The 20,657-nt window shown below is 68.6% G+C and carries 19 protein-coding genes; 5 read left to right on the forward strand and 14 right to left on the reverse strand.

All coding sequences use genetic code 11. The annotated features are described in order from the left end of the window. Positions 1-23: 23 nt before the first annotated feature. The 3 genes from EAT49_RS07195 to secA all read right to left on the reverse strand — a co-directional run bounded on the left by EAT49_RS07195 (position 24) and on the right by secA (position 5,732). Positions 24-1,610 (reverse strand): substrate-binding domain-containing protein, encoded by a 1,587-nt coding sequence (locus EAT49_RS07195; RefSeq protein ID WP_123641618.1) that lies wholly within the window; start codon positions 1,608-1,610, stop codon positions 24-26. Next, on the reverse strand, positions 1,607-2,854 hold the full coding sequence (locus tag EAT49_RS07200; protein WP_123641619.1) for a hypothetical protein: 1,248 nt from the start codon (positions 2,852-2,854) through the stop codon (positions 1,607-1,609). The genes EAT49_RS07195 and EAT49_RS07200 overlap by 4 nt, the downstream gene beginning before the upstream one ends. A gap of 154 nt (positions 2,855-3,008) precedes the next feature. Then, entirely contained in the window at positions 3,009-5,732 is a 2,724-nt protein-coding gene (gene secA / locus EAT49_RS07205) for a preprotein translocase subunit SecA (protein WP_123641620.1), read from the reverse strand. Between the two features lie 192 nt (positions 5,733-5,924). Between secA and EAT49_RS07210 the strand changes: the two genes are divergently transcribed. The 4 genes from EAT49_RS07210 to EAT49_RS21090 all read left to right on the forward strand — a co-directional run bounded on the left by EAT49_RS07210 (position 5,925) and on the right by EAT49_RS21090 (position 8,745). Continuing rightward, positions 5,925-6,791 carry a peptidylprolyl isomerase gene (locus tag EAT49_RS07210; protein ID WP_246003786.1) on the forward strand — a complete coding sequence of 289 codons (867 nt, stop codon included), beginning with the start codon at positions 5,925-5,927 and terminating at the stop codon, positions 6,789-6,791. Between the two features lie 4 nt (positions 6,792-6,795). Then, positions 6,796-8,010 carry a bifunctional glutamate N-acetyltransferase/amino-acid acetyltransferase ArgJ gene (gene argJ, locus EAT49_RS07215; protein WP_123641621.1) on the forward strand — a complete coding sequence of 405 codons (1,215 nt, stop codon included), beginning with the start codon at positions 6,796-6,798 and terminating at the stop codon, positions 8,008-8,010. Between the two features lies 1 nt (position 8,011). Beyond that, complete coding sequence (gene mutT / locus EAT49_RS07220) at positions 8,012-8,431, forward strand: 8-oxo-dGTP diphosphatase MutT (protein ID WP_123641622.1); 420 nt, start codon at positions 8,012-8,014, stop codon at positions 8,429-8,431. Between the two features lie 176 nt (positions 8,432-8,607). Next, entirely contained in the window at positions 8,608-8,745 is a 138-nt protein-coding gene (locus EAT49_RS21090) for a hypothetical protein (RefSeq protein ID WP_185020689.1), read from the forward strand. Positions 8,746-9,041: 296 nt separating this feature from the next. Here EAT49_RS21090 and EAT49_RS07225 read toward each other — a convergent pair whose 3' ends face one another. The 7 genes from EAT49_RS07225 to pip form a co-directional block, all read right to left on the reverse strand. After that, a complete protein-coding gene (locus tag EAT49_RS07225) occupies positions 9,042-9,962 on the reverse strand; it encodes an aminoglycoside phosphotransferase family protein (protein WP_123641623.1) in 921 nt (306 codons plus the stop codon). Positions 9,963-10,099: 137 nt separating this feature from the next. After that, a complete protein-coding gene (infB, locus tag EAT49_RS07230; protein ID WP_123641624.1) occupies positions 10,100-12,454 on the reverse strand; it encodes a translation initiation factor IF-2 in 2,355 nt (784 codons plus the stop codon). Then, on the reverse strand, positions 12,451-13,080 hold the full coding sequence (locus EAT49_RS07235) for an RNA-binding protein (RefSeq protein WP_123641625.1): 630 nt from the start codon (positions 13,078-13,080) through the stop codon (positions 12,451-12,453). Before EAT49_RS07235 ends, infB begins: the two co-directional genes overlap by 4 nt. Positions 13,081-13,201: 121 nt before the next feature. After that, a complete protein-coding gene (gene nusA / locus EAT49_RS07240; protein ID WP_123641626.1) occupies positions 13,202-14,989 on the reverse strand; it encodes a transcription termination factor NusA in 1,788 nt (595 codons plus the stop codon). A 3-nt stretch (positions 14,990-14,992) separates the two neighbouring features. Then, the gene (gene rimP, locus EAT49_RS07245) at positions 14,993-15,571 is read right to left on the reverse strand and encodes a ribosome maturation factor RimP (RefSeq protein ID WP_123641627.1); all 579 of its coding nucleotides are present in this window, start codon (positions 15,569-15,571) and stop codon (positions 14,993-14,995) included. Positions 15,572-15,697: 126 nt separating this feature from the next. Next, positions 15,698-16,426, reverse strand: coding sequence for a periplasmic substrate-binding domain-containing protein (locus EAT49_RS07250; protein ID WP_123641628.1), 729 nt, complete (start codon positions 16,424-16,426; stop codon positions 15,698-15,700). Beyond that, positions 16,423-17,412: a prolyl aminopeptidase gene (pip, locus tag EAT49_RS07255; RefSeq protein ID WP_123641629.1), complete on the reverse strand. Its 990-nt coding sequence runs from the start codon at positions 17,410-17,412 to the stop codon at positions 16,423-16,425. Before pip ends, EAT49_RS07250 begins: the two co-directional genes overlap by 4 nt. Positions 17,413-17,476: 64 nt before the next feature. Between pip and ubiG the strand changes: the two genes are divergently transcribed. Then, a complete protein-coding gene (gene ubiG, locus EAT49_RS07260) occupies positions 17,477-18,238 on the forward strand; it encodes a bifunctional 2-polyprenyl-6-hydroxyphenol methylase/3-demethylubiquinol 3-O-methyltransferase UbiG (protein ID WP_123641630.1) in 762 nt (253 codons plus the stop codon). Between the two features lie 39 nt (positions 18,239-18,277). On the opposite strand, the gene EAT49_RS07265 is transcribed toward ubiG, so the two are convergent. From EAT49_RS07265 to grxC, 4 genes are read right to left on the reverse strand one after another with little or no spacing between them, the layout of a single operon-like run. Further along, positions 18,278-19,063, reverse strand: coding sequence for a GNAT family N-acetyltransferase (locus EAT49_RS07265; protein WP_148078732.1), 786 nt, complete (start codon positions 19,061-19,063; stop codon positions 18,278-18,280). A gap of 60 nt (positions 19,064-19,123) precedes the next feature. Further along, entirely contained in the window at positions 19,124-19,573 is a 450-nt protein-coding gene (locus EAT49_RS07270) for a MarR family winged helix-turn-helix transcriptional regulator (protein WP_123641632.1), read from the reverse strand. Further along, complete coding sequence (locus tag EAT49_RS07275) at positions 19,570-20,400, reverse strand: carbon-nitrogen hydrolase family protein (RefSeq protein ID WP_123641633.1); 831 nt, start codon at positions 20,398-20,400, stop codon at positions 19,570-19,572. Before EAT49_RS07275 ends, EAT49_RS07270 begins: the two co-directional genes overlap by 4 nt. Next, on the reverse strand, positions 20,397-20,654 hold the full coding sequence (gene grxC, locus EAT49_RS07280) for a glutaredoxin 3 (RefSeq protein WP_123641634.1): 258 nt from the start codon (positions 20,652-20,654) through the stop codon (positions 20,397-20,399). Before grxC ends, EAT49_RS07275 begins: the two co-directional genes overlap by 4 nt. Positions 20,655-20,657 lie beyond the last annotated feature (3 nt).

The following is a 20,657-nucleotide window of genomic DNA, read 5'->3' on the forward strand; positions in this document are numbered from 1 at the left end:
CATCGGCCGCCGCGCCGCCCGGTTCAGCCTTCGACCCAGAGCTCGACCCTGCGGTTGATCTGGCGACCCCATTCCGTATCGTCGCATCCCATCGGCAGCGCCTCGCCGAACGCCACGGTCCGGACCCGGACCTGGCGCGGCAGACTGCCGCCCAGGGCGTCCACCAGGGCCCGCAGTACCGTCTCGGCGCGCGCGGCGGCAAGGCCGCGATTGGCCGCCGCGGGTCCGACCCCGTCGGAAAAGCCCGCGAGCATCAGCACGTCGCCGTCATGCACCCCGTCGAGGATCTCCCGCGCCAGCTGGTAGACGTTGGACCGGGACTGCGCGTCGAGCCTGGTCGAGCCCAGCTCGAATCGGAAGGTGGTGGTCAGCCTTTGCCGCGTCCCGAGGGTGCGCACCATCTGCTGCAGATCGGCGAGCCCCACCTCCGGACCGGCCTCCGCGATCGCGGCGGCGAAGCGCTCTCCCTGAGCGGCCACCGGGATCGGCTCCGTGCCCAGATCGGCGAACCCCGCGCGCCGGACGATGAACTGCGCCGGGGCGCCGCGCAGCCAGGCGACGAAGTCCGCCGCGACCGGCGGCAGCCGCCGCTCCGGCAGGTAGAGAAAGAGCGGCATCGTCAGCGGATAGTCCTCGGTCTTCAGGCTCCGGAGATCGGCCGACATGGCGCGCCCGCAGGAGCCGCTGATCGCCAGCTGCCGCGCGTCGCCGCCAAGACGATAGGGCACGATGCCGAGAGCGCCCGGATCCCGCGCCACGGCCTCGGCCACCGACAGGGCATCCGGGTGATGCACGACGCCGGGGGAGAGCTCCCTGCCGGAGAGGCGCAGCACTCGGTCGACGAAGCCCTGCACATGCCCCTCTTCCGCGGGCGGCAGGTGCAGGGTCAGCGGAATGTCGGGACCGCCGATCCGGGACCAGCTGCCCACCTCGCCCGCAAACGCGGCCGCGAGATGCGCGATGTCGATCTCGGTCCGGTCCTGCGCGGCGGAGACGACCGGCACGAGACCATCGAGCGCCACGATCCGCGCCCGCTCCGGCGCACCGAGATCGCCGAGCCCCGCCTCCAGCGCCGCCTGCCGCTCATCCGGACGAATCTCGCGCACCGCCATCGCCACGTCCGCCCGTCCCGACAGCAGGTCGGCAAAGCCGCCGTCGGTGTCGGAAAGGCGGAACTCGATCCGCAGGAGGTCGGCTTCCCTGTCGGGATCGGCCAGCACATAGTCGAAGTCGAGCGGACCGATCTCCTCGCGCCGCAGCCCGTAACCCTCGGACTGGGCGAATCCCTCGACCAGCGCAGGCAGCAGGACCTCGCCCATGCGCGCCGTACCCACGAGCCGCCACCGGGCACCGGCCTCCGGATCGGGACAGCCGACGCCTTCGCAGGTGACGCCGGAATACGCCATGGTCACAGGACCCGCCGCGGTCTCGACCCGCAGATAGGTGCCGTCAAAGCCGAGGTACCGACCGGACACGACGATCCCGCCGCCCTCGCTCGACAGGGTCAGCTCTTCGGCGACGGAGGGGGACGCGCAAAGACAGAGCGCGGCGAGAAGACCCGCCGCGCATCCTGTCTTGGGGATTCTGAACCTCGCTTGGCGGGCTGTCATCTCGCCGCGAGTGTCAGGTCCTCGAGCATCGTGTTCAAGACCACAAAATCACCCACGGCGTCGCAGCCCGGCAGCGTCATCACGAGATCGAGCGCGGAAGGGGCCGAGCCGGGTCTGATCTGGATCGACTGGGCCGAGACCTCGCGGCCACAGCTCGCCTCGGTGATCTCCGCCTCGACGGTCAGGAGCACCTCTCCGCCCCTCTGGACCGTGGCCGAGGGGAAGGTGTAGACCTCCGCAAAGAGCGGGGCGGGGCCGCTGCCGTCCCCGAGGCGGGTCAGGAAGCCGCCTTGCCCGGCAATGGCCTGCTCCTCCGCCCGGGCGGAAGCGAGCCAGACGTGGCCCTCGTCGCCGTAGTTCGCGCCGAATTCGCGGGCATGAAGCTGGAGCGACGCATCGCCCTGCCACTGCAGCACGGCGCGGTCGTAGTTCGCGAGCGCAGGCACCTCGACGGCGGCGACAGCACCGTCGCCGTCATTCGCGAAGGAGGCGATGAAGATCGCCGTCGTGTCGAGCGCGGGCACATCGGCCTCGACGCGGCCGCTGGCGTCGGTGGAAAGGGTGAACATCATACCCTGATGGTGCAGCGTGACCTGGGTCTCCGGGTGGCACGGCGCAGAGAGCGTCAGGGTCACCATCGCCGCCCGTCCGGCCACCGCGTCCATCGTGGTGGCACAGGCTTCGGCCTGGGGCGTCGCGGCCATCGAGGCGGGGGTGGCGGGAATGAGGTCGCCCGCGCGGCTCGCCAGACCGGTCACCAGCGACGCGATCTCGAACGGATCGGGAAGGCCGCCCGCGGCGAGGTTCCCCGGTACCGGGACCTCGTCCGAGGCCGGTGCATCGGCGCCCGGCCCGGCCGCCACGGGCGCGACCTCGGCATCATCGGGCGCAGCGGCATCGGGCGCGCGGTCGGACGGGGGCGCGGAAAGGAAGCGAATCGCCGGAAGTTCGTCGGCGGTGGCATCCGCCCCGGCCTCTGCAGTCGCTTCCGGCTCCATGGGCGCCCCTGCGGCAGGTTCCTCCTCGGCGGGCTCGACGAAGTTCGGATCCTCTGCGAGGCCAGCCATCGCGGGGGGCGTCTCGATGGGGGGAGAGACGGGCCCGCCGAGGTCATCGCCCTCGATCACGGGCACGTCGGTGCCGAACCGGGCCGCCATGACGTCGCCGTTCTGCATCACGAAGCCGATGGACAGAGCCACCCCGAAGGTACCGCCGGCCATGGCGATCTTGCGAATCCGAGACATGGACTGTCTCCCCTGAACCTCGTTCGGGAGACACGATCCGCTCTGCCTGTGGCCTCAACAGGACGGCACGGCGGAATTCCTGCGTCGGAAATCGGGCACGAAGGTGGTCGACGGTCGGACGTGGCGGCGCGCCGGGCGGCGCACCGCCTGCTGGTCAGGCGAGGCGGCCGTGACAGTGCTTGAACTTCCTGCCCGATCCGCAGGGGCAAGGATCATTGCGTCCGGGATTGCCCCATGTGGTCGGGTCGTCCTCGACGAAGCCCGCCGCCGCGGCCTCCGGGGCCGCAGCCGCAGCTCCGGCCGCGCCGGCGCCCACGGGTTCGGGCGTCGCCTGTTTCGCGGCCTGCTGCATCTGGCGTTGCTGGGCGAGGAGGCGCTGCATCATCGCCTGCTGCTCCTCCTCGGTCATCGGACGGATCTGGGCGAGCTTCTCCGTCACCTCGGCGCGCAGCCCGTCGAGCAGGCTTTCGAAGAGCTGGAAGGCCTCGGTCTTGTACTCGTTCAGCGGGTCACGCTGGGCATAGCCGCGGAACCCGACGACCGAGCGCAGATGCTCCAGCGTCAGCAGATGATCCCGCCATTTCTGGTCGATGGTCTGCAGCAGCACCTGCTTCTCGATGTTGCGCATCGTCTCCGGACCGAAGGCCGTGGCCTTCTCCTCCATGAACTTGTCGCTCTCGGCCTCGAGCCACTCGCGCATGACCTCCTCGTCGACGCCGTCCTCCTGCGCCTTGGTGATCACGGGCACGTCGATCCCGAGATGCTTGATCACATCGGCATAGAGCGCCTCGGTCTCCCACTGGTCGGCGTAGGAGTTGGGCGGCATGTGCTCGATCACGAGATCCTCGATCAGCTGGTAGCGCATGTCCCGGGCGATCTCGCTGACGTCCTCGGCCTCCATGATCTCCCGGCGCTGGGCAAAGATCACCTTGCGCTGGTCGTTCATCACGTCGTCGAACTTCAGGAGCTGCTTGCGGATGTCGAAGTTGCGCGCCTCGACCTTGCCCTGCGCGCGCTCGAGGCTCTTGTTCACCCAGGGGTGCACGATCGCCTCGCCCTCCTTCATGCCCAGGCCCGACAGGACCTTGTCGAGCCGCTCGGATCCGAAGATGCGCATCAAGTCGTCCTCGAGGCTCAGGAAGAACGAGGACCGCCCCGGATCGCCCTGCCGGCCCGACCGGCCGCGCAGCTGGTTGTCGATCCGCCGGCTCTCGTGCCGTTCGGTGGCGAGCACGTAGAGCCCGCCCGCGGCGAGCACGTTCTTCTTGTCTTCCTCGTGCTCCGCCTCGATCCGCTTGCGGACCGCGTCGGGATCGGCCTCGGGATCGGCGGCCAGCGCCTCCAGAACCTTCATCTCGACATTGCCGCCAAGCTGGATGTCGGTGCCGCGCCCCGCCATGTTCGTGGCGATGGTCACCGCGCCCGGCTTGCCCGCCTCGGCGATGATCTGCGCCTCCTGCTCGTGCTGGCGCGCGTTCAGCACGTTGTGCGGGATCTCGGCCTTCTGGAGAAGCTGGCTCAGCGCCTCGGACTTCTCGATCGAGGTCGTGCCCACGAGGATCGGCTGGCCCTTGGCGTGGGCCTCGCGGATCGCCTTGAGGATGCCGTCATACTTCTCCGTCGTGGTCCGGTAGACCTGATCGTCCTCGTCCTGCCGCGCGATGGGCTTGTTCGTCGGCACCTCGACCACGCCGAGGCCATAGATCGACTGGAATTCCTCCGCCTCGGTCGAGGCCGTGCCGGTCATGCCCGCCAGCTTGTCGTAGAGGCGGAAATAGTTCTGGAACGTCACCGACGCGAGCGTCACGTTCTCCGGCTGGATCGCGCAGCCTTCCTTGGCCTCGATCGCCTGGTGCAGACCGTCCGACAGGCGCCGGCCCACCATCATCCGCCCGGTGAACTCGTCGATCAGCACAACCTGCCCGTCGCGCACGATGTAGTCCTTGTCCTTCTGGAACAGGACATGGGCGCGCAGGCCCTGGTTGACGTGGTGCACCACGGTGGTCGATTCGGGATCGTAGAGCGACTGCTCCTCCGGCAGCAGCCCCGCCGCCCGGAGACGCCGCTCGAGGAACTCGTTGCCCTCGTCGGTATAGGTGACGTTGCGCGTCTTCTCGTCGAGCTCGTAATGCTCGGGCGTCAGCTCGGGAATGATCTTGTCGATCTTGACGTAAAGCTCGCTGCGGTCCTGGCTGGGGCCCGAGATGATCAGCGGCGTCCGGGCCTCGTCGATCAGGATCGAGTCGACCTCGTCCACGATGGCGAAGTTGTGCCCCCGCTGGGTCATCTGGTTCAGCTCGGACTTCATGTTGTCGCGCAGGTAGTCGAAGCCCAGCTCGTTGTTCGTGGCATAGGTCACGTCGGCCTTGTAGGCCGCGCGCTTCTCGTCCTCGGGCTGCTGCGGCACCACGACGCCCGTGGTCAGGCCGAGCGCGCCGTAGACCTTGCCCATCCATTCCGCGTCGCGGCGGGCGAGGTAGTCGTTGACGGTGACGATGTGCACGCCCTTGCCCGTCAGCGCGTTGAGATACGCCGGGAAGGTCGCCACGAGCGTCTTCCCTTCGCCGGTCTTCATCTCGGAGATGTTGCCCTGATGCAGGAAGATGCCGCCCATCAGCTGCACGTCGAAGGCGCGCAGGCCCAGCGCCCGCCGCGCCGCCTCGCGGCAGTTGGCGAAGGCCTCGGGCAGGAGCGCGTCGAGGCTCTCCCCCGACATCGCCCGCTTGGCGAGCGCTTCGGTCTTGTCCTTCAATCCCTGGTCCGACAGGGCCTGGAACTCTGGTTCCAGGGCATTGATCTTCTCGATCAGCGGGCGGGTGGCCTTGACCTTGCGGTCGTTCGGCGACCCGAAAACCTTCTTGGCAATACGTCCGAGCATGGTCTCTCTCTTCAGGCCGCGCGCAATGCGTCGAGCGGCTGTCTGTCTCGTGAGAGGAGGCCTGTTGCCCCTTGCGGGCACGGCCCATAGAAGAAGGCCAGAGAGGCCCCCCCCGGAGCCTGCAAGGGTAGGTAAGGGGGGGACAACACACTGTCAACGTCGCGCCCCGCCGCGGCAGATCAAGGACGCTCCGTGACCTATCCCATGACCCGCACCGCGATCTCCCTCCGCACGCTCCTTCTTGCCACGGCCTTGGCCGCCGTCACGGCGGCCCCCGGGCTGGCCCAGAGCGCGGATGACGTGGTGGCCACCGTGGACGGAACCGACATCACGCTCGGCGAGATGATCGTGGCGCGAAGCCAGCTTCCGCAGCAATACCAGCAGCTTCCGCCCGAAGTGGTGTTCGACGGCCTGCTCCAGCAGCTGATCCAGCAGCAGCTTCTCGCGGATGCGCTGGACGAGGTGCCGCCCCGCGTCGGCATCGCGCTGAAGAACGAGGAGCGCAGTCTGCGCGCCGGCGAGGAAGTGACCCGCGTGGCCGAGGAGGCCGTGACCGAGGAAGCGCTGCAACAGGCCTATGAGGCGCGCTTCGCCGAGACCGATCCGGTGACGGAGTACAACGCCAGCCACATCCTCGTGGAGACCGAGGAAGAGGCGCAGGCGCTGGTGGAGGAAGCCCGCGCAGAGGGCGCCGATTTCGCTGCACTGGCCCGCGAGAACTCCACCGGCCCCTCCGGCCCGTCGGGCGGCGAACTGGGCTGGTTCGGCCCCGACGCCATGGTCGCCCCCTTCCAGGAGGCCGTCGCCGCGATGGAACCCGGCACCGTCTCGGAGCCGGTGCAGACCCAGTTCGGCTGGCACGTCATCCGGCTGAACGAGACCCGGATCGCCGAGGCGCCGCCCCTCGAGGCGCTGCGCACGGAACTGACCCAGCAGCTGCAGAGCGAGGCCGTCGAGGCGCGGCTCGAGGCGCTGGAAGAGCGGGCCGAGATCAGCCGGCCGGAGACCGGGGCGTTCGACCCGATGGTCCTTGGCGACCTCTCGATCCTCGAGAACTGACGCCATGGCCGTCTCGCCGCTGGCGCCGGAGTCCTTTCCCGTCATGGCCCCGGTCGCCGGGGTCCGCTTCGCCTCCGCCGAGGCCCATGTCCGCTACGCGAACCGGCGCGACGTGATGCTCGTGCATCTCGCGCCGGGCACGGCGGTGGCGGGGGTGTTCACGACCTCCGCCACCCGCTCCGCCCCGGTGCGCGACTGCGAGGAGAAGCTCGGCGGAGATCCGTCACCGGGCGCCGCGATCCTCGTGAACTCGGGCAATTCCAACGCCTTTACCGGCCGGGCGGGAGAGGAGGCGGTGGCCGAGCTGACCCGGCGCGTGGCCGAGGTGCTGGAGGTCCCGCAGGCGCGCGTCTTCACCGCCTCCACCGGCGTGATCGGCGAACCTCTTCCCCATGAGCGCATCGCGGCGAAACTGCCGGACCTCGCCGCCGCCCTCGCCGAGGACGGAATCGAGGGCGCGGCGCGGGCGATCATGACCACTGACACCTTCCCCAAGGCCGCCATGGCCGAGGTGGAGGCGGACGGCGGGACGGTGCGGATCGCCGGCATCGCCAAGGGCTCGGGCATGATCGCGCCCGACATGGCCACCATGCTCGTCTACCTTTTCACGGATGCGAAGATCGCGCAGCCCGACCTTCAGGCGCTGGTCAAGGCGCAGTGCGATCTGACGTTCAACTGCATCACGGTGGACAGCGACACCTCCACGTCGGACACGCTGATCATGGCGGCGACGGGCGCTTCGGGCATCGACGTGACCGACAGCGTCGCCTTCAACGACGCCCTGCATGCCGTGATGCTGGATCTCGCGCACCAGGTCGTCCGCGATGGCGAGGGGGCGACGAAATTCGTCGAGGTGCGCGTTTCGGGCGCAGCGACCGACGCCGACGCGCGTCGCGTGGCCCGCGCCATCGCCGACAGCCCGCTGGTCAAGACCGCCATCGCCGGAGAGGACCCGAACTGGGGCCGTATCGTCATGGCCGTGGGAAAATCGGGCGCGATGGCCGACCGCGACCGCCTGTCGATCCGGCTGGGAGACATCCTCGTCGCGGAGAACGGCTTTCGCGCGCCGGGCTACACCGAGGATCAGGGCGCGGCATACATGAAGCGGCAGGAGATCGTCATTGCCGTGAACATGGGGCTTGCCGGGGGAATGGCGACCATGTGGACCTGCGACCTGACCCACGCCTACATCTCGATCAACGCGGATTACCGGTCATAGGATGGAGGAGACCTCCCCTCCCGCCCGGGTGGTTCTGGTGGCGGCCGTCGCGCTCATCGACGCAGACGGCCGTGTCCTGCTGGCGCAGCGTCCCGAGGGAAAATCCATGGCGGGGCTGTGGGAGTTTCCCGGCGGCAAGGTCGAACCGGGCGAAACCCCGGAGGCGGCGCTGATCCGCGAGCTCGACGAGGAGCTGGGGATCGCCACCTGGAACAGCTGCCTCGCACCGCTGACCTTCGCCAGCCACGGCTACGAGAGCTTCCACTTGCTGATGCCGGTTTTCGCGTGCCGCCGCTGGGAGGGGCAGCCGCAAAGCCGCGAAGGGCAGGAGCTGGCCTGGGTGCGACCCGCCGATCTGCGGCGATACCCGATGCCACCGGCGGATCTGCCGCTGATTCCCGTCTTGCGCGACTGGCTCTGACGCTGCCCGGCAGCAAGGGGACTGTTGCCGCACGAGCCGGATTTGCCGGGAATGTGACGAATATGCGTGCGAGTTCTCTCGAAATTGTATCCGGATGCTCGTCTTTGAGACATCGGATTCAGGAATTGCCGACTATATTGGAACCAGTCCCTGTCTTGGTCGCCCCCGGAGGCCCCATGTTGAAAACGATCCTGATCGGCACCTGCGTTTCCATTCAGGGCGTCGTCGAACGCACCCTCGCGAACGGCCTCGTGGTCGTCCGCGTCGGGGAGAAGACCTACACCGGCCGCGCCATCCCCGCCCGCCCCTCCTGAGGCGCGTCCTTCCCCGACGCGCGTAGGCCGCGCTGAAACCCGACCTGCGACCGGGCCCTCTCCTGCGCGCGCTTTCTCACTGCTTCCCCAACGAAAAAGGGCGCCGGTGACGCCAGCCCTTTGCATTTCGTGTTGCAGTTCGATCGGAGAATCTGTCGCTCGGCCCACTGATCAAGGACGGGTGGCGAGGAATGCCTCCCGAATATGTCTTCGGGAGCCCTTGGCGACCATAAGCGCAGCATGGACGGAGGCCGTGCGGACAAACCTGCCGCTCGCTTCCTCTCCAGCTTTGAACACTAAAGCAGCAGTCCGAGCCGGGAAAGGGTCAGTCGTGACTGCCGGCACAGCGATTCATTCCTGCCGCCTCGATAGTAGCTCAACGCGATGATCGCGCCGTATAGAGCCCAACCCTTCGCCCTGAGCCAGTCGCTATCATCCAGATTCAGGTGGTCGCGGAACGCCGCGCGCGCCGATGGATCGATCCAGAACCACGCGGTCGCGTGGTCGGCTGCGGGATCGCCCACCGCCGACAATCCCCAGTCTATGACGCCACTCAAGACGCCGTCCCGGACAATCAGATTGTCAGCCTTGAGATCGCCATGCAGCCAGACGGGCGGCCGAGAAGACTCCTCGGCGCAGGCCTTGTCCCAAAGCGCATGGGCACCTTGCGCATCTATCTCGTCGGCAACGATGTCGATGGCGGGCAGCGTCGCCTCGGTCAGGGCGCTCAGCGCGACACCCCGCCTGCTATTGCTCGCGCCTGCCGGCGGTGCGCCGTCGGTATCCTTCAGGTGCAGTGCTTTCAGGAAATCTGCGAGGGCGAAGGCCGCGCCCTGCCAATCGGCCAGATGCTCGGGAATGGCGGTCTGGCCCTTGATCCAGTCAAGGACGCCGAAGCTGAAGGCAAGGCCAGCCTCAGCGCGTCCACGGAACCTCAACGCCGGCACCTCGAGCGGCAAGCCTTGAAGACGCGGAAGCCAGTCGAGCTCCTTTGAAATTAGAGCTACGGCAGAGGGGCGTCGGGGCACCCTGACCGACAATCGGTCACCAAGCCGGAAAATCGCGTTGTCCGTCCCCGATGACGCGATGCGCCGAAGCGGAAGGCCGGCCCATTGAGGCGCCTGCGCTCGGATCAGGCCCGCGACAAAGGTCTCGTCTACGGGAATTTCGTCGGGATGTGGTGTCATGGCTGTTGTGCTGGTCAGATTTGGCAACATCGGTCGCCCCTTGGGCAAGGCCTCAAGGGTCCGAAGCGGTCGGTGCCCTCTGACCTTTCGTCCTCGCCTGCAACACGAAATGCAAAGGGCGCCGGTCACGGCGCCCTTTGCTGTTTGTCTCTTCCGCAGGTGAAGGATCAGAGCGTGCGCTCGACCTCTTCCCGCTCAAAGATCTCGATGACATCGCCGGGACGGATGTCTTCGTAATTGTCGAAGGCCATGCCGCATTCCTGGCCGGACTGCACCTCGTTGACTTCGTCCTTGAAGCGCTTGAGCGTCTTGAGCGTGCCCTCGTGGATCACCACGTTGTCCCGCAGCAGGCGCACGCCCGCCGACCGGCGCGCGATACCCTCGGTCACGAGACAGCCCGCGACGTTGCCGACGCCCGAAACCTTGAAGACCTGCTTGATCGTCGCATAGCCGATGAAGTTCTCGCGGACCTCGGCAGACAGCAGTCCCGAGGCCGCCGCCTTCACGTCGTCCACGAGATCGTAGATCACCGAATAGTACCGGATCTCCACGCCCTTCTGGTTCGCCGTGTTCCGGGCCGAGGCATTGGCCCGCACATTGAAGCCCATGATCGGCGCGTTCGACGCCTCGGCGAGGCCCACGTCCGTCTCGGTGATCGCGCCGACGCCGGAGTGCAGCACGCGCACGCGCACCTCCTCGTTGCCGATCTTGGCCATGGCCTGGACGATCGCCTCGGCAGACCCCTGCACGTCGGCCTTCACCAGGATCGGAAGCTCCGCCACGTTCTCGTCCGCCTTGGCCTTCGCCATCAGCTGCTCGAGCGTGGTCGCCGCCCCGGCCGCCGCGCGCTTTTCCTTCGCGGCGTTGGAACGGTACTCCGCGATCTCGCGTGCCTGCGCCTCGGTCTCCACGACGTTCAGGACGTCGCCCGCCTCGGGCGTGCCGTTCAGGCCCAGCACCTCGACGGGGACCGAGGGACCGGCCTCCTTGATCCGCTGGCCCTGGTCGTTCTCCATCGCGCGGACCTTGCCCCACTGCTCGCCGACGACGAAGATGTCGCCCTGCTTCAGCGTGCCGCGCTGCACGAGCACGGTGGCCACCGGCCCGCGGCCCACGTCGAGCTGCGCCTCGATCACCGCGCCGACGGCGGCCCGGTCGGGGTTCGCCTTCAGCTCGAGGATCTCCGCCTGCAGCGCGATCGCCTCCAGCAGGTCGTCGAGACCCTGCCCGGTATGGGCCGAGACCTCCACGTCCTGCACGTCGCCCGACAGCTTCTCCACGATGATCTCGTGCTGCAGAAGCCCGGTCCGGACCTTGTCGGGATCGGCGTCGTACTTGTCGATCTTGTTGATCGCCACGATCATCGGGACCTTGGCGGCCTTGGCGTGATTGATCGCCTCGATGGTCTGCGGCATGACCGCGTCATCGGCCGCCACCACCAGTACCACGATGTCCGTCACCTGCGCGCCCCGAGCCCGCATGGAGGTGAAGGCCGCGTGGCCGGGCGTGTCGAGGAAGGTCAGCGTCGAGCCGCTCTCCGTCTGCACCTGGTAGGCGCCGATATGCTGGGTGATGCCGCCGGCCTCGCCCTGCACCACGCGCGCCTTGCGGATCGCGTCGAGGATGGAGGTCTTGCCGTGGTCGACATGGCCCATGATCGTGATGACGGGCGGACGCGGCTGCAGATCGGCGGGGCTGTCCTCCTCGATCTGGATCACGTCCTCCACATCGGCATCGGAGACCCGGCGCACCTTGTGGCCGAACTCCTCGATGATCAGCTCGGCCGTGTCGGCGTCGATGGTCTGGGTCTGGGTCGCCATGATCCCGGCCTGCATCAGGGCCTTGACCACGTCAGCCACGCGCTCGGACATGCGGTTGGCCAGCTCCGAGACCATGATGGCCTCGGGAAGGCGCACCTCGCGCACGACCTTCTCGCGCTCCACAGGGCCGCCCATCGCCTTCTGGCGGGCGCGCTCCTGCTTGCGCTTCATGGCGGCGAGCGACTTCTGGCGCCCGCCCTCGCCCGACATCGCCTGGTTCAGCGTCAGCTTGCCGGCGCGGCGTCCGCCGCCGTCGTCGGCGCGGGCCTTGCCGCCCCGGGGCTTGGCGTCGTCACGGGTGTCGCGGTCGCGGTCCTTGCGGACGGACCGCGGGCCGCCCGGACCGGGCTCGCCCGGAACCGCGGCCGGATCGGCGGCGGGGGCCGCGGCCTCGGCCTTCGGACGGCGCTTCTCTTCCTCGGCACGCTTCTTCGCGTCCTCGGCCTCGCGGGCCTTGGCCATCGCGAGAGCCTTCATGCGGCGCTCGAGTTCTGCCTCCGAAATGCCTGCAGGCCGCTTCGACGGGTCGCCGCCACCCTGCGGCCCGGACGACTTCGTCCCGGCGGCGGGTTTCGAGACCACGCGCTTGCGCTTCGTCTCCACCACGACGCTCTTGGTCCGGCCGTGGCTGAAGCTCTGCTTCACGCTGCCCGACCGGGGACCACGCACACCAAGTTTGTTGTTGTCGCCGGTATCGCTCATGTAGTCGTCTGATCCTTCCGGGCAGCCCCCTGGCCGCCGCCACTTGCACGCAAGCCCTTAAGTCTTGCGGCTTCCTCTACAACACGGTCGCTGAGTCCACCAGTGCAGAGCGCGCCGTGTATCACACTTTCCCGACCGAAGGCCATGCCCAGTTCCGAGGCCGTCAGGCAATCGAAATACCGGGCCCCGGTGGGCGTCCAGAGCTTGCCCTTTCCCCGGACGGACCCGTCGCTGGCCTGGAGCAGGACGCGCACGGGCTTGTCCGCGAGCCAGCTCTTGACCTTCTCGAACCCCACCGTCGCCAGACCCGCCTTCCGCGCGAGGGCGATCAGGTCGATGACCCGTCGCACGAGCTGACGCTCGATCTCGGCGGGAAGCCCTTCGGGCACGGAGACCTTTTCTTTCGCGGCGCGGCTGAATTGCGCCTGGCCGGCCTTCTCGAGGGCCTGCCTGTCGGCGCTGACCCAGATCCCGCGTCCCGGGAGTTTCTCCAGCACATCGGGAACGATGATCCTATCTGGGGTCGCCACGAAACGGATCAAGTCCCCCTTCGGCCGGACCTCGCCCGTGACGATGCAGCGCCGCTCGCTGACCTCGCGGTCCTTCTGGCGTCCGCCCCGGCTCATTCGGACCATGCCCCCTTGATGCGCGCACCCCGACCAGTCACCGTAGGGTGGGTTTCCAACCCACCGCCTCCGTCCAAGGTGTGCGCCCGGTTCGCCAACGATCCCTCCGTCCGACCGGGGCTCAGGCCCCGGCCTCCTCCTCTGCTTCGGCGTCGGGCTCGTCGCCCTCGGCCTCGTCCTCGCCCTTCGGCATCAGGTCGTCCGGATCGACCCAGCCCAGCAGGACGCGCGCGGTCATCACCATGTCCTGCGCTTCCTCGAGGCTGACCTCGAACCGCTCGAGAATGCCGTCGTCCTTCACCCTTTGCCCGTTCTCGGTGGTCCAGCCGCCGGCCAGCTCCCAGTCGGCGCAGGTGGCGAAATCCTCCAGCGTCTTGATCCCCGACAACGCCAGCGTCAGCACCATGGCGGGCGTCAGACCCTCGAAGCCGATCAGCGCCTCCTCGACCCCCATCTCGCGGGCCTTCTCCAGCGCCAGCTTGTTCTGCGCGTCGAGATATTCGCGCGCCCGGGTCTGAAGCTCGAGCGCGGTATCCTCGTCCACGCCGTCGATCACCAGAAGCTCGTCCTGATCGACATAGGCCACCTCCTCGAGGTTGGTGAAGCCTTCGGCGACCAGAAGCTGGGCGAAGAACTCGTCGAGGTCGAGCGTGTCCATGAAGAGCTTTGTGCGCGCCTCGAATTCCTTCTGGCGGCGCTGGCTCTCCTCCTCTTCGGTCATGATGTCGATGTCGAGCCCGGTGAGCTGGCTCGCCAGCCGCACGTTCTGGCCGCGCCGGCCGATGGCGAGCGACAGCTGCTCCTCGGGCACCACCACCTCGATCCGTTCGGCATCCTCGTCGAGCACGACCTTCGACACCTCGGCGGGCTGCAGCGCGTTCACGAGGAACGTCGGCATGTCCTCGTTCCACGGGATGATGTCGATCTTCTCGCCCTGAAGCTCGTTCACCACCGCCTGTACGCGGCTGCCCCGCATCCCGACGCAGGCGCCCACCGGGTCGATGGACGAATCATAGGAGATGACGGCGATCTTGGCCCGGCTGCCCGGGTCGCGGGCCACGGCCTTGATCTCGATGACGCCCTCGTAGATCTCCGGCACCTCCATCTCGAAGAGCTTGGCCATGAACTCCGGCGCGGTGCGGCTGAGGAACACCTGCGGCCCCCGCGGCTCCCGGCGCACGTCCTTGATGTAGACCCGGATGCGGTCGTTGGGGCGATAGCTCTCGCGGCCGATCTTCTCGTTCCGGCGCAGGACGCCCTCGCCGGGGTTCAGGTCCACGATGACGTTGCCGTATTCCTCGCGCTTGACCTGCACGTTGATGATCTGGCCGACCTTGTCGCGGAACTCCTCGTACTGCTTCTCGCGCTCGGCCTCGCGGACCTTCTGCAGGATCACCTGCTTGGCGCTCTGCGCGGCGATCCGGCCCATCTCCACCGGCGGCACCTCGTCCACGAGTTCGTCGCCGATCTGCGGCGGGGTGTCCTGGTCGACGGCGGCAGCCTGCGCCTTCTCGGCCTCGGTCGGGTTGCGCAGCACGAAGCGGCGGAAATCCTCGCTGCCGCTGACCTGGCCCTCCTCGTCGTAGAGCTTGCGGCGCCCCGGCAGCACGATCGTCCCGGTCCGCACCTGGCCGAGGATGACCGCCGCCTGGTCCGGCGAGACCTGCGCCTGGTTCACCTCGATCATGTCCTCGGCCGTCACCGTCCGCACGCGCGTGAACGTCGCCCGCCCGGTCTTGCGGTCGATCTTCACGCGAATGTCCATCTCCGAGCCGTAGCGGCTCTTCGCGGCCCGGGCGAGGCTCTCCTCCATCGCCTCCACGACAAGCGTGGGGTCGATCATCTTCTCCCGCGCCACCGCCTCGGCGGTCTGCAACAGTTCCAGCTGGTTGGCGGATGTGATCGCCATGGCTCAGGTCTCCTCTTCCGGACCGTCCAGAACGGTCTCCACCTCGTCGAATTGGCTCTCGTCGATCTGGCCCGCGTCCTTGCGGCCCTTCAGGACGTCACGAATGAGTTCATCGGTCAGCACCAGCTTGGCGTCGCTGATCCAGTCGAATTCCAGCCCGATCGTGCCCTCGTCGATCTCGATCAGCACCTCGGACCCCTCGATGCCCGCCAGGATGCCCTTGAACCGCCGCCGCCCGTCGATCATCTCGTCGGTCTCCAGCTTGGCGACATAGCCCTCCCAGCGGTCGAAATCCTTCAGCCGCGTCAGCGGCCTGTCGATCCCCGGGCTGGAGACCTCCAGCGTGTAGGCGTCGAGAATCGGGTCCTCGACATCCAGCGCCGCACTCACGGCGGTGGAAATCTGCGCGCAGTCGTCCACCTCGATGGTCCCGTCCGCGCGCTGCGCCATGATCTGCAGCGTCTGGGTCTTGCCGCTCATCAGCCGCACCCGCACCAGCTCGAACCCGAGATCCGCGATCACGGGCTCCACGATTTCCATGACGCGGCGGTCCATGGCGGTCTTTGCGATCATGTCAGGCATCGGGCATCCAGGCACAAAAAAACGGGCCAGCGGCCCGTTGCACTTTCCGGTGGTGCGCCCGGGGCGAACCCCCGGCGAACCGCTGTTGAGGGCCAGATACGCCCGCCTCCCGGGATTTGCAAGCCCTCAGGCGAGAGACCAGCGCTCGACGAACCCCGCGTCGTCCATGCCCACGGGCGCCGCGATCCGCAGCGAGACGGCCTCGAGCCCGTCCGCACGCTCCGCCAGCCCGTGCTCGCCCCCCGCGCGCAGCATCCCCGCGGCATGATCGCCCAGCCCGCTCGCCGCGTCCACGAGGCCCGAGCGCAGCGCCGACAGCCGCGCGCCGGCGGGATCGCGCGCCAGCAGCTCGACCTCCTCGAACCAGCCCGCCCGGCCGTCCTTCCAATGCGCGGCGACCCGGCGCAGCGTCACCCGCCCGTCGCCCCGGCGCAGCTCTTCGTAAAGGCCGGCCCCCGGCACGACCAGCGCCGCAAGGCGCAGCGGCAGGTCGGGGTCCGCGGCCTCCAGCGCGAGACGCGCCCGCAAGGGCGCGACGAGCGCCGCCTCCCCCAGCACGCCCAACGCCGCCACAACCTCCTCGGCCCGCTCCCGCAGCCGCAGGTCCCAGACCCGTGCGCCGCGCACCGGCTCCCAGCCGGTCACCAGCCCGGGGCCCAGCGTGCCGTCCGCCGCCACCTCCGTCAGCGCGCCCCCCGTGGCCCGCGCCACCACCGCCGCCACCCGCTCCGGCGCCATGGCGACGCGCAGCATACCGCCCCGCCGCGCCGCAGACACCGGCAGGCCCGAGGCGGCAAAGACCGCCGCCGCCAGACCGCTCGCCAGAAGTGCGCGTCGTCCCGCCAGCCCGCTCATGAGAACCCCAGCGTCTCGGGCCGGGCGGCGAAGCCGTCCATCACCCGCACCAGCTCCGAGGAGATGCCGGGCTCCGACAGCGCATGACCCGCCCGCGGGATCATCTTCAGCCGTCCCTTGGGCCAGCCCTGCGCCAGCGCCCAGGCCGCCTGGGGCGGGCAGATCATGTCATACCGCCCCTGCACGATCACGCCGGGCACATCCGCAAGCCGGTCCAGCCGGTCGAGGATGCGCTTCTCGCCCAGGAACCCGCCGTTGGTGAAATAGTGATTCTCCAGCCGCGCGAAGGCCCTCGCGTAATCCGCCGGGCTGTCGCCGCCCGCCCCGTCGTTCATGATCGAGGCCAGCGCGTTCTCCCAGCTCGCCCAGGCGCGGGCAAAGCGGGTCTCCTGCATGATGTCGCCGGAAAAGAGCCTGCGGTTGTAGGCCGCGATCAGGTCGCCCCGCTCGTCCTCGGGAATGAGGCCCGAAAACCGCTGCCAGAGCTCGGGAAAGAACCTCCCCGCGCCGCCGCCGTAGAACCAGTCCAGCTCCTCGGGCGTCATCAGGAACACGCCGCGCAGGGCCAGCGCCGCGGCGCGATCGGGATGCTCCTCGGCATAGACCAGCGCCAGCGTCGCCCCCCAGGACCCGCCGAAGACGATCCAGCGGTCGATGCCCAGAACGCCGCGGATGCGCTCGATGTCGTCCACCAGATGCCAGGTTGTGTTGGCCTCCACGCTCGCATGGGGGCGCGACCGGCCGCAGCCGCGCTGGTCGAACAGCACCACGCGGTAAGCCTCGGGATCGAAGTACCGACGCATCGCCGGAGAACAGCCGCCCCCCGGCCCGCCATGGAGCACGACGACGGGAATACCCGCCGGGTTGCCGCATTGCTCGACATAGATCCGGTGCCCGTCGCCCACGTCCAGCATCCGCTGATCGAACGGGTCGATCGGCGGGTACAGATGCGGGCTGCTACGTTTTTGACCGGAGACCTTGTCCATGTCCGTCATATATAGGGGCCGAACGCGGGATGCACCCGCGAGTTCTGACAGTCCGGAGAGCGCGATGCAAACGACCGCCGAGACCGCCGCAAGAAGCACCGTCGATCCCGCCGAAGTGGCAAAGTTCCAGGCGATGGCGGATGAATGGTGGGACGAGACCGGCAAGTTCAAGCCGCTGCACATGCTCAACCCCTGCCGGCTCGACTACATCACCCGCCAGATCGCCGCGGAGTTCGGTCGTGACCTCGACGCGGCCGCGCCCTTCGAGGGCCTGCGTCTGCTCGACATCGGCTGTGGTGGCGGCCTGTTGTGCGAGCCCATGGCCCGCCTCGGCGCCAGCGTGGTCGGCGCCGACGCCGCAGAGCGGAACATCCCTGTCGCTCGGCTTCACGCCGAACAGTCGGGCCTCTCCATCGACTATCGCCATACGACGGCGGAGGCCCTCGCGGAGGCCGGGGAGAGGTTCGACGCCGTGCTGAACATGGAGGTGGTCGAGCATGTCGCCGACCCCGCCGCCTATCTCGCGGCCTGCGCCGACCTCCTGCGGCCCGGCGGGCTTCACATCTGCTCGACCATCAATCGCAACCCGAAAAGCTACGCCATGGCCATCGTCGGCGCCGAGAATGTCATGCGCTGGCTGCCGAAGGGCACCCACGACTGGTCGAAGTTCATCACGCCCGATGAGCTTTACGACCTCTTGCGCGGCGCGGGCCTCGACCCCGTGGACCGCATGGGCTTCGTCTTCAACCCGGTCACCTGGTCCTGGCGACTGTCGGACCGGGACCTCTCGGTCAACTACGTCACGGCCTCGACGAAACCGGCGTAGGGTGCGCATTCACTGCGCACCAAACCCCGTCACCCCCGCTCACTCCGGCCGCCGCACCGCCGACAGGATCGTCTCCGCCAGCCCGAACCCGGCCCGGTGGTAGATCCGCCCGGCCGCGCTCCCGCTCTGGGCCACGATCACCAGCACCGCCCCGGGCGCGCGCGCCCGCGCCCAGCCGCCCGCCTGGGCCAGAAGCGCCGCGCAGAGGCCCCGGCGGCGGTGGCTGGCCCGCGTCGCCACGGTCTGGAACCGGGCAAGCCGGGCGCCAAGGACGATCCCCATGTCCGCGACCAGAAGATCGTCGTCGAACGCGCCGAACCGCGCCCCGAGTCCCTGCTCCGCCTGCCGGCGCGCATTGGCATACCTGCGCGCGAGGAAGGGGCGGTGCGCCGCGTCCTCATGGCCCTCCTCGAGCCCGACCTCGAGTTGCAGCGCCAGGACCTGTGCCCAGTCGCCGTCGTTCTCGATGCGGCGCAGGACGATCCCCGCGGGCGGCGGCGGCCCGTGCGGCGCGCCGTCCAGCGTCAGGACGTCGTCCCGCTCGACCTCCAGACCTTCGGTCTTGAGCGCGGCTGCCTCGGCCGCGTCCGGCTCCAGCCCCGGTGCGTCCCATTGCAGCACTACATGACGGGCCTCCGGAAGGTCCTCGCGGGACTGCGCGACCTGCACGGCCGGGTCGATCCGGCCATGGCGAAAGATCACGAGATTGCCGAACCAGTAGTCCGGCTCGCTCGGCGTGCGGACCACGATCCGGTCCGCATGGGTCTCGACCCGCTGAAGACCGGTCATCGACACAAGATCGCTCTCGAGGCCGAGGGACTTCACCGCGTTAACGATTTTTCTTCATTTTATCAGATACTTGCGATCCGTTTCATCGTGTAACGCTCACTCGCCGCCCTGCAGCTTCAGCCGCAGTTCCCGCAGCACCGGCAGCGCCGCCCGCACCTTCTCGGCGCCCACCGTCTCCACCACGTCCGCGATCAGCGGCACGATCGTCTCCAGCGCCGCATTCCGCGCCGCCAGCCCCGCCGGCGAGACCCTGACCAGCTTCTGCCGCGCGTCGTCCCAGTCGGGCCGGACATGCACCCAGCCCTGCCATTCGAGCTTTCTCAGCGTGTTCGTCATCGCCCCGCGGGTGAGGTGAAAGCTCCGCGCCAGCTGCGCCGGCGTCCGCTCGAGCCCGGTATGGGCCAGATGATTGAGAACCGCGAACTGGCTCAGCTCCATCCCCTTCGGCAGCACCCGCGCCACCGAGGTCCGCGCCAGCTGCTCCACCGTCAGGATCTCCGAGAAGAGAGAGACGGCCAGACTGTTCGTCGCGGTGCTCGCCGTCACGGACCCCGAAGCTCCCTGTCATGTCCCAGCGACGGTATCCGCTCCCGCGCCGCCCTGACCTCGCGCAGGTCCAGCTCCACATAGCCGATCCCCGGCGCCGTGCCCATCTCCAGCCGTACCTCTCCCCAGGGCGAGACCGCCATCGAGTGCCCCCAGGTCCGGCGCAGTCTGCCCGAAACCGCCGGATGCTCCCCCGTCTGCGCCGCCGCAAGGACCCAGGCCCCGCATTCGATCGCCCGCGCCCGCAGAAGCGGCTCCCAGTGCGCCGCGCCCGTCGCGGGTGTGAAGGCCGAGGGAATCAGAAGCACCTCCGCGCCCGCCTGGGCAAGACGGCGGTAGAGATAGGGGAACCGCAGATCATAACAGACGCTGAGCCCGACCCTGCCGAGCGGCGTCTCTGCGAGCGCCAGGGTTCCGCCGGGCCGGAACCCGGCGCTTTCCCGGTAGCTCTCCCCGTCCGAGACATTCACGTCGAACATGTGCGCCTTGTCGTAGCGCACCGCGATCCCGCCATCCGGACCCACGAGGAGGGATCGGTTCGCGAACCGGCCGCCGGGATCGTCGGTGGTCACCGCGACCGACCCGAGAGCCACCCATATGCCGGACCGCGCCGCCTCGTCGCGGACCATCGCAACGACCGGGTCCTCGGACTCGTCCACGAGTACCGAACGCTGGCGGTCACGGCTCAGGCTGACGCAATTCGTCACCTCCGGCGTGGCGACGAAGCCGGCCCCCTCCGCCACGGCCTCGCGCAGAAGGATGCGTACGGCTTCGGAGTTCCGGGCCGGATCGTCGGTGCTCGTCAACTGGAGAAGGGCGACCCTCACGCCGACAGGAGGCTGTCGAGCTTGCCGGCACGATCGAGCGCGTAAAGGTCGTCGCACCCGCCGACATGGACGTCGCCCACGAAGATCTGCGGCACGGTCCGGCCGCCGTTGGCGCGCCTGACCATCTCGGCCTTCCTGTCCGGCGCGCGCAGGACGTCGATCTCGGTGAAGCTCACGCCCTTCTGGGTCAGGAGCCGTTTCGCCGCGTGGCAGAAGCCGCAGATCGGGGTGGTATAGATTTCGACCGGTTTCATGGG

The organism is Histidinibacterium lentulum (assembly GCF_003789055.1).
GTDB lineage: Bacteria > Pseudomonadota > Alphaproteobacteria > Rhodobacterales > Rhodobacteraceae > Oceanicola > Oceanicola lentulus.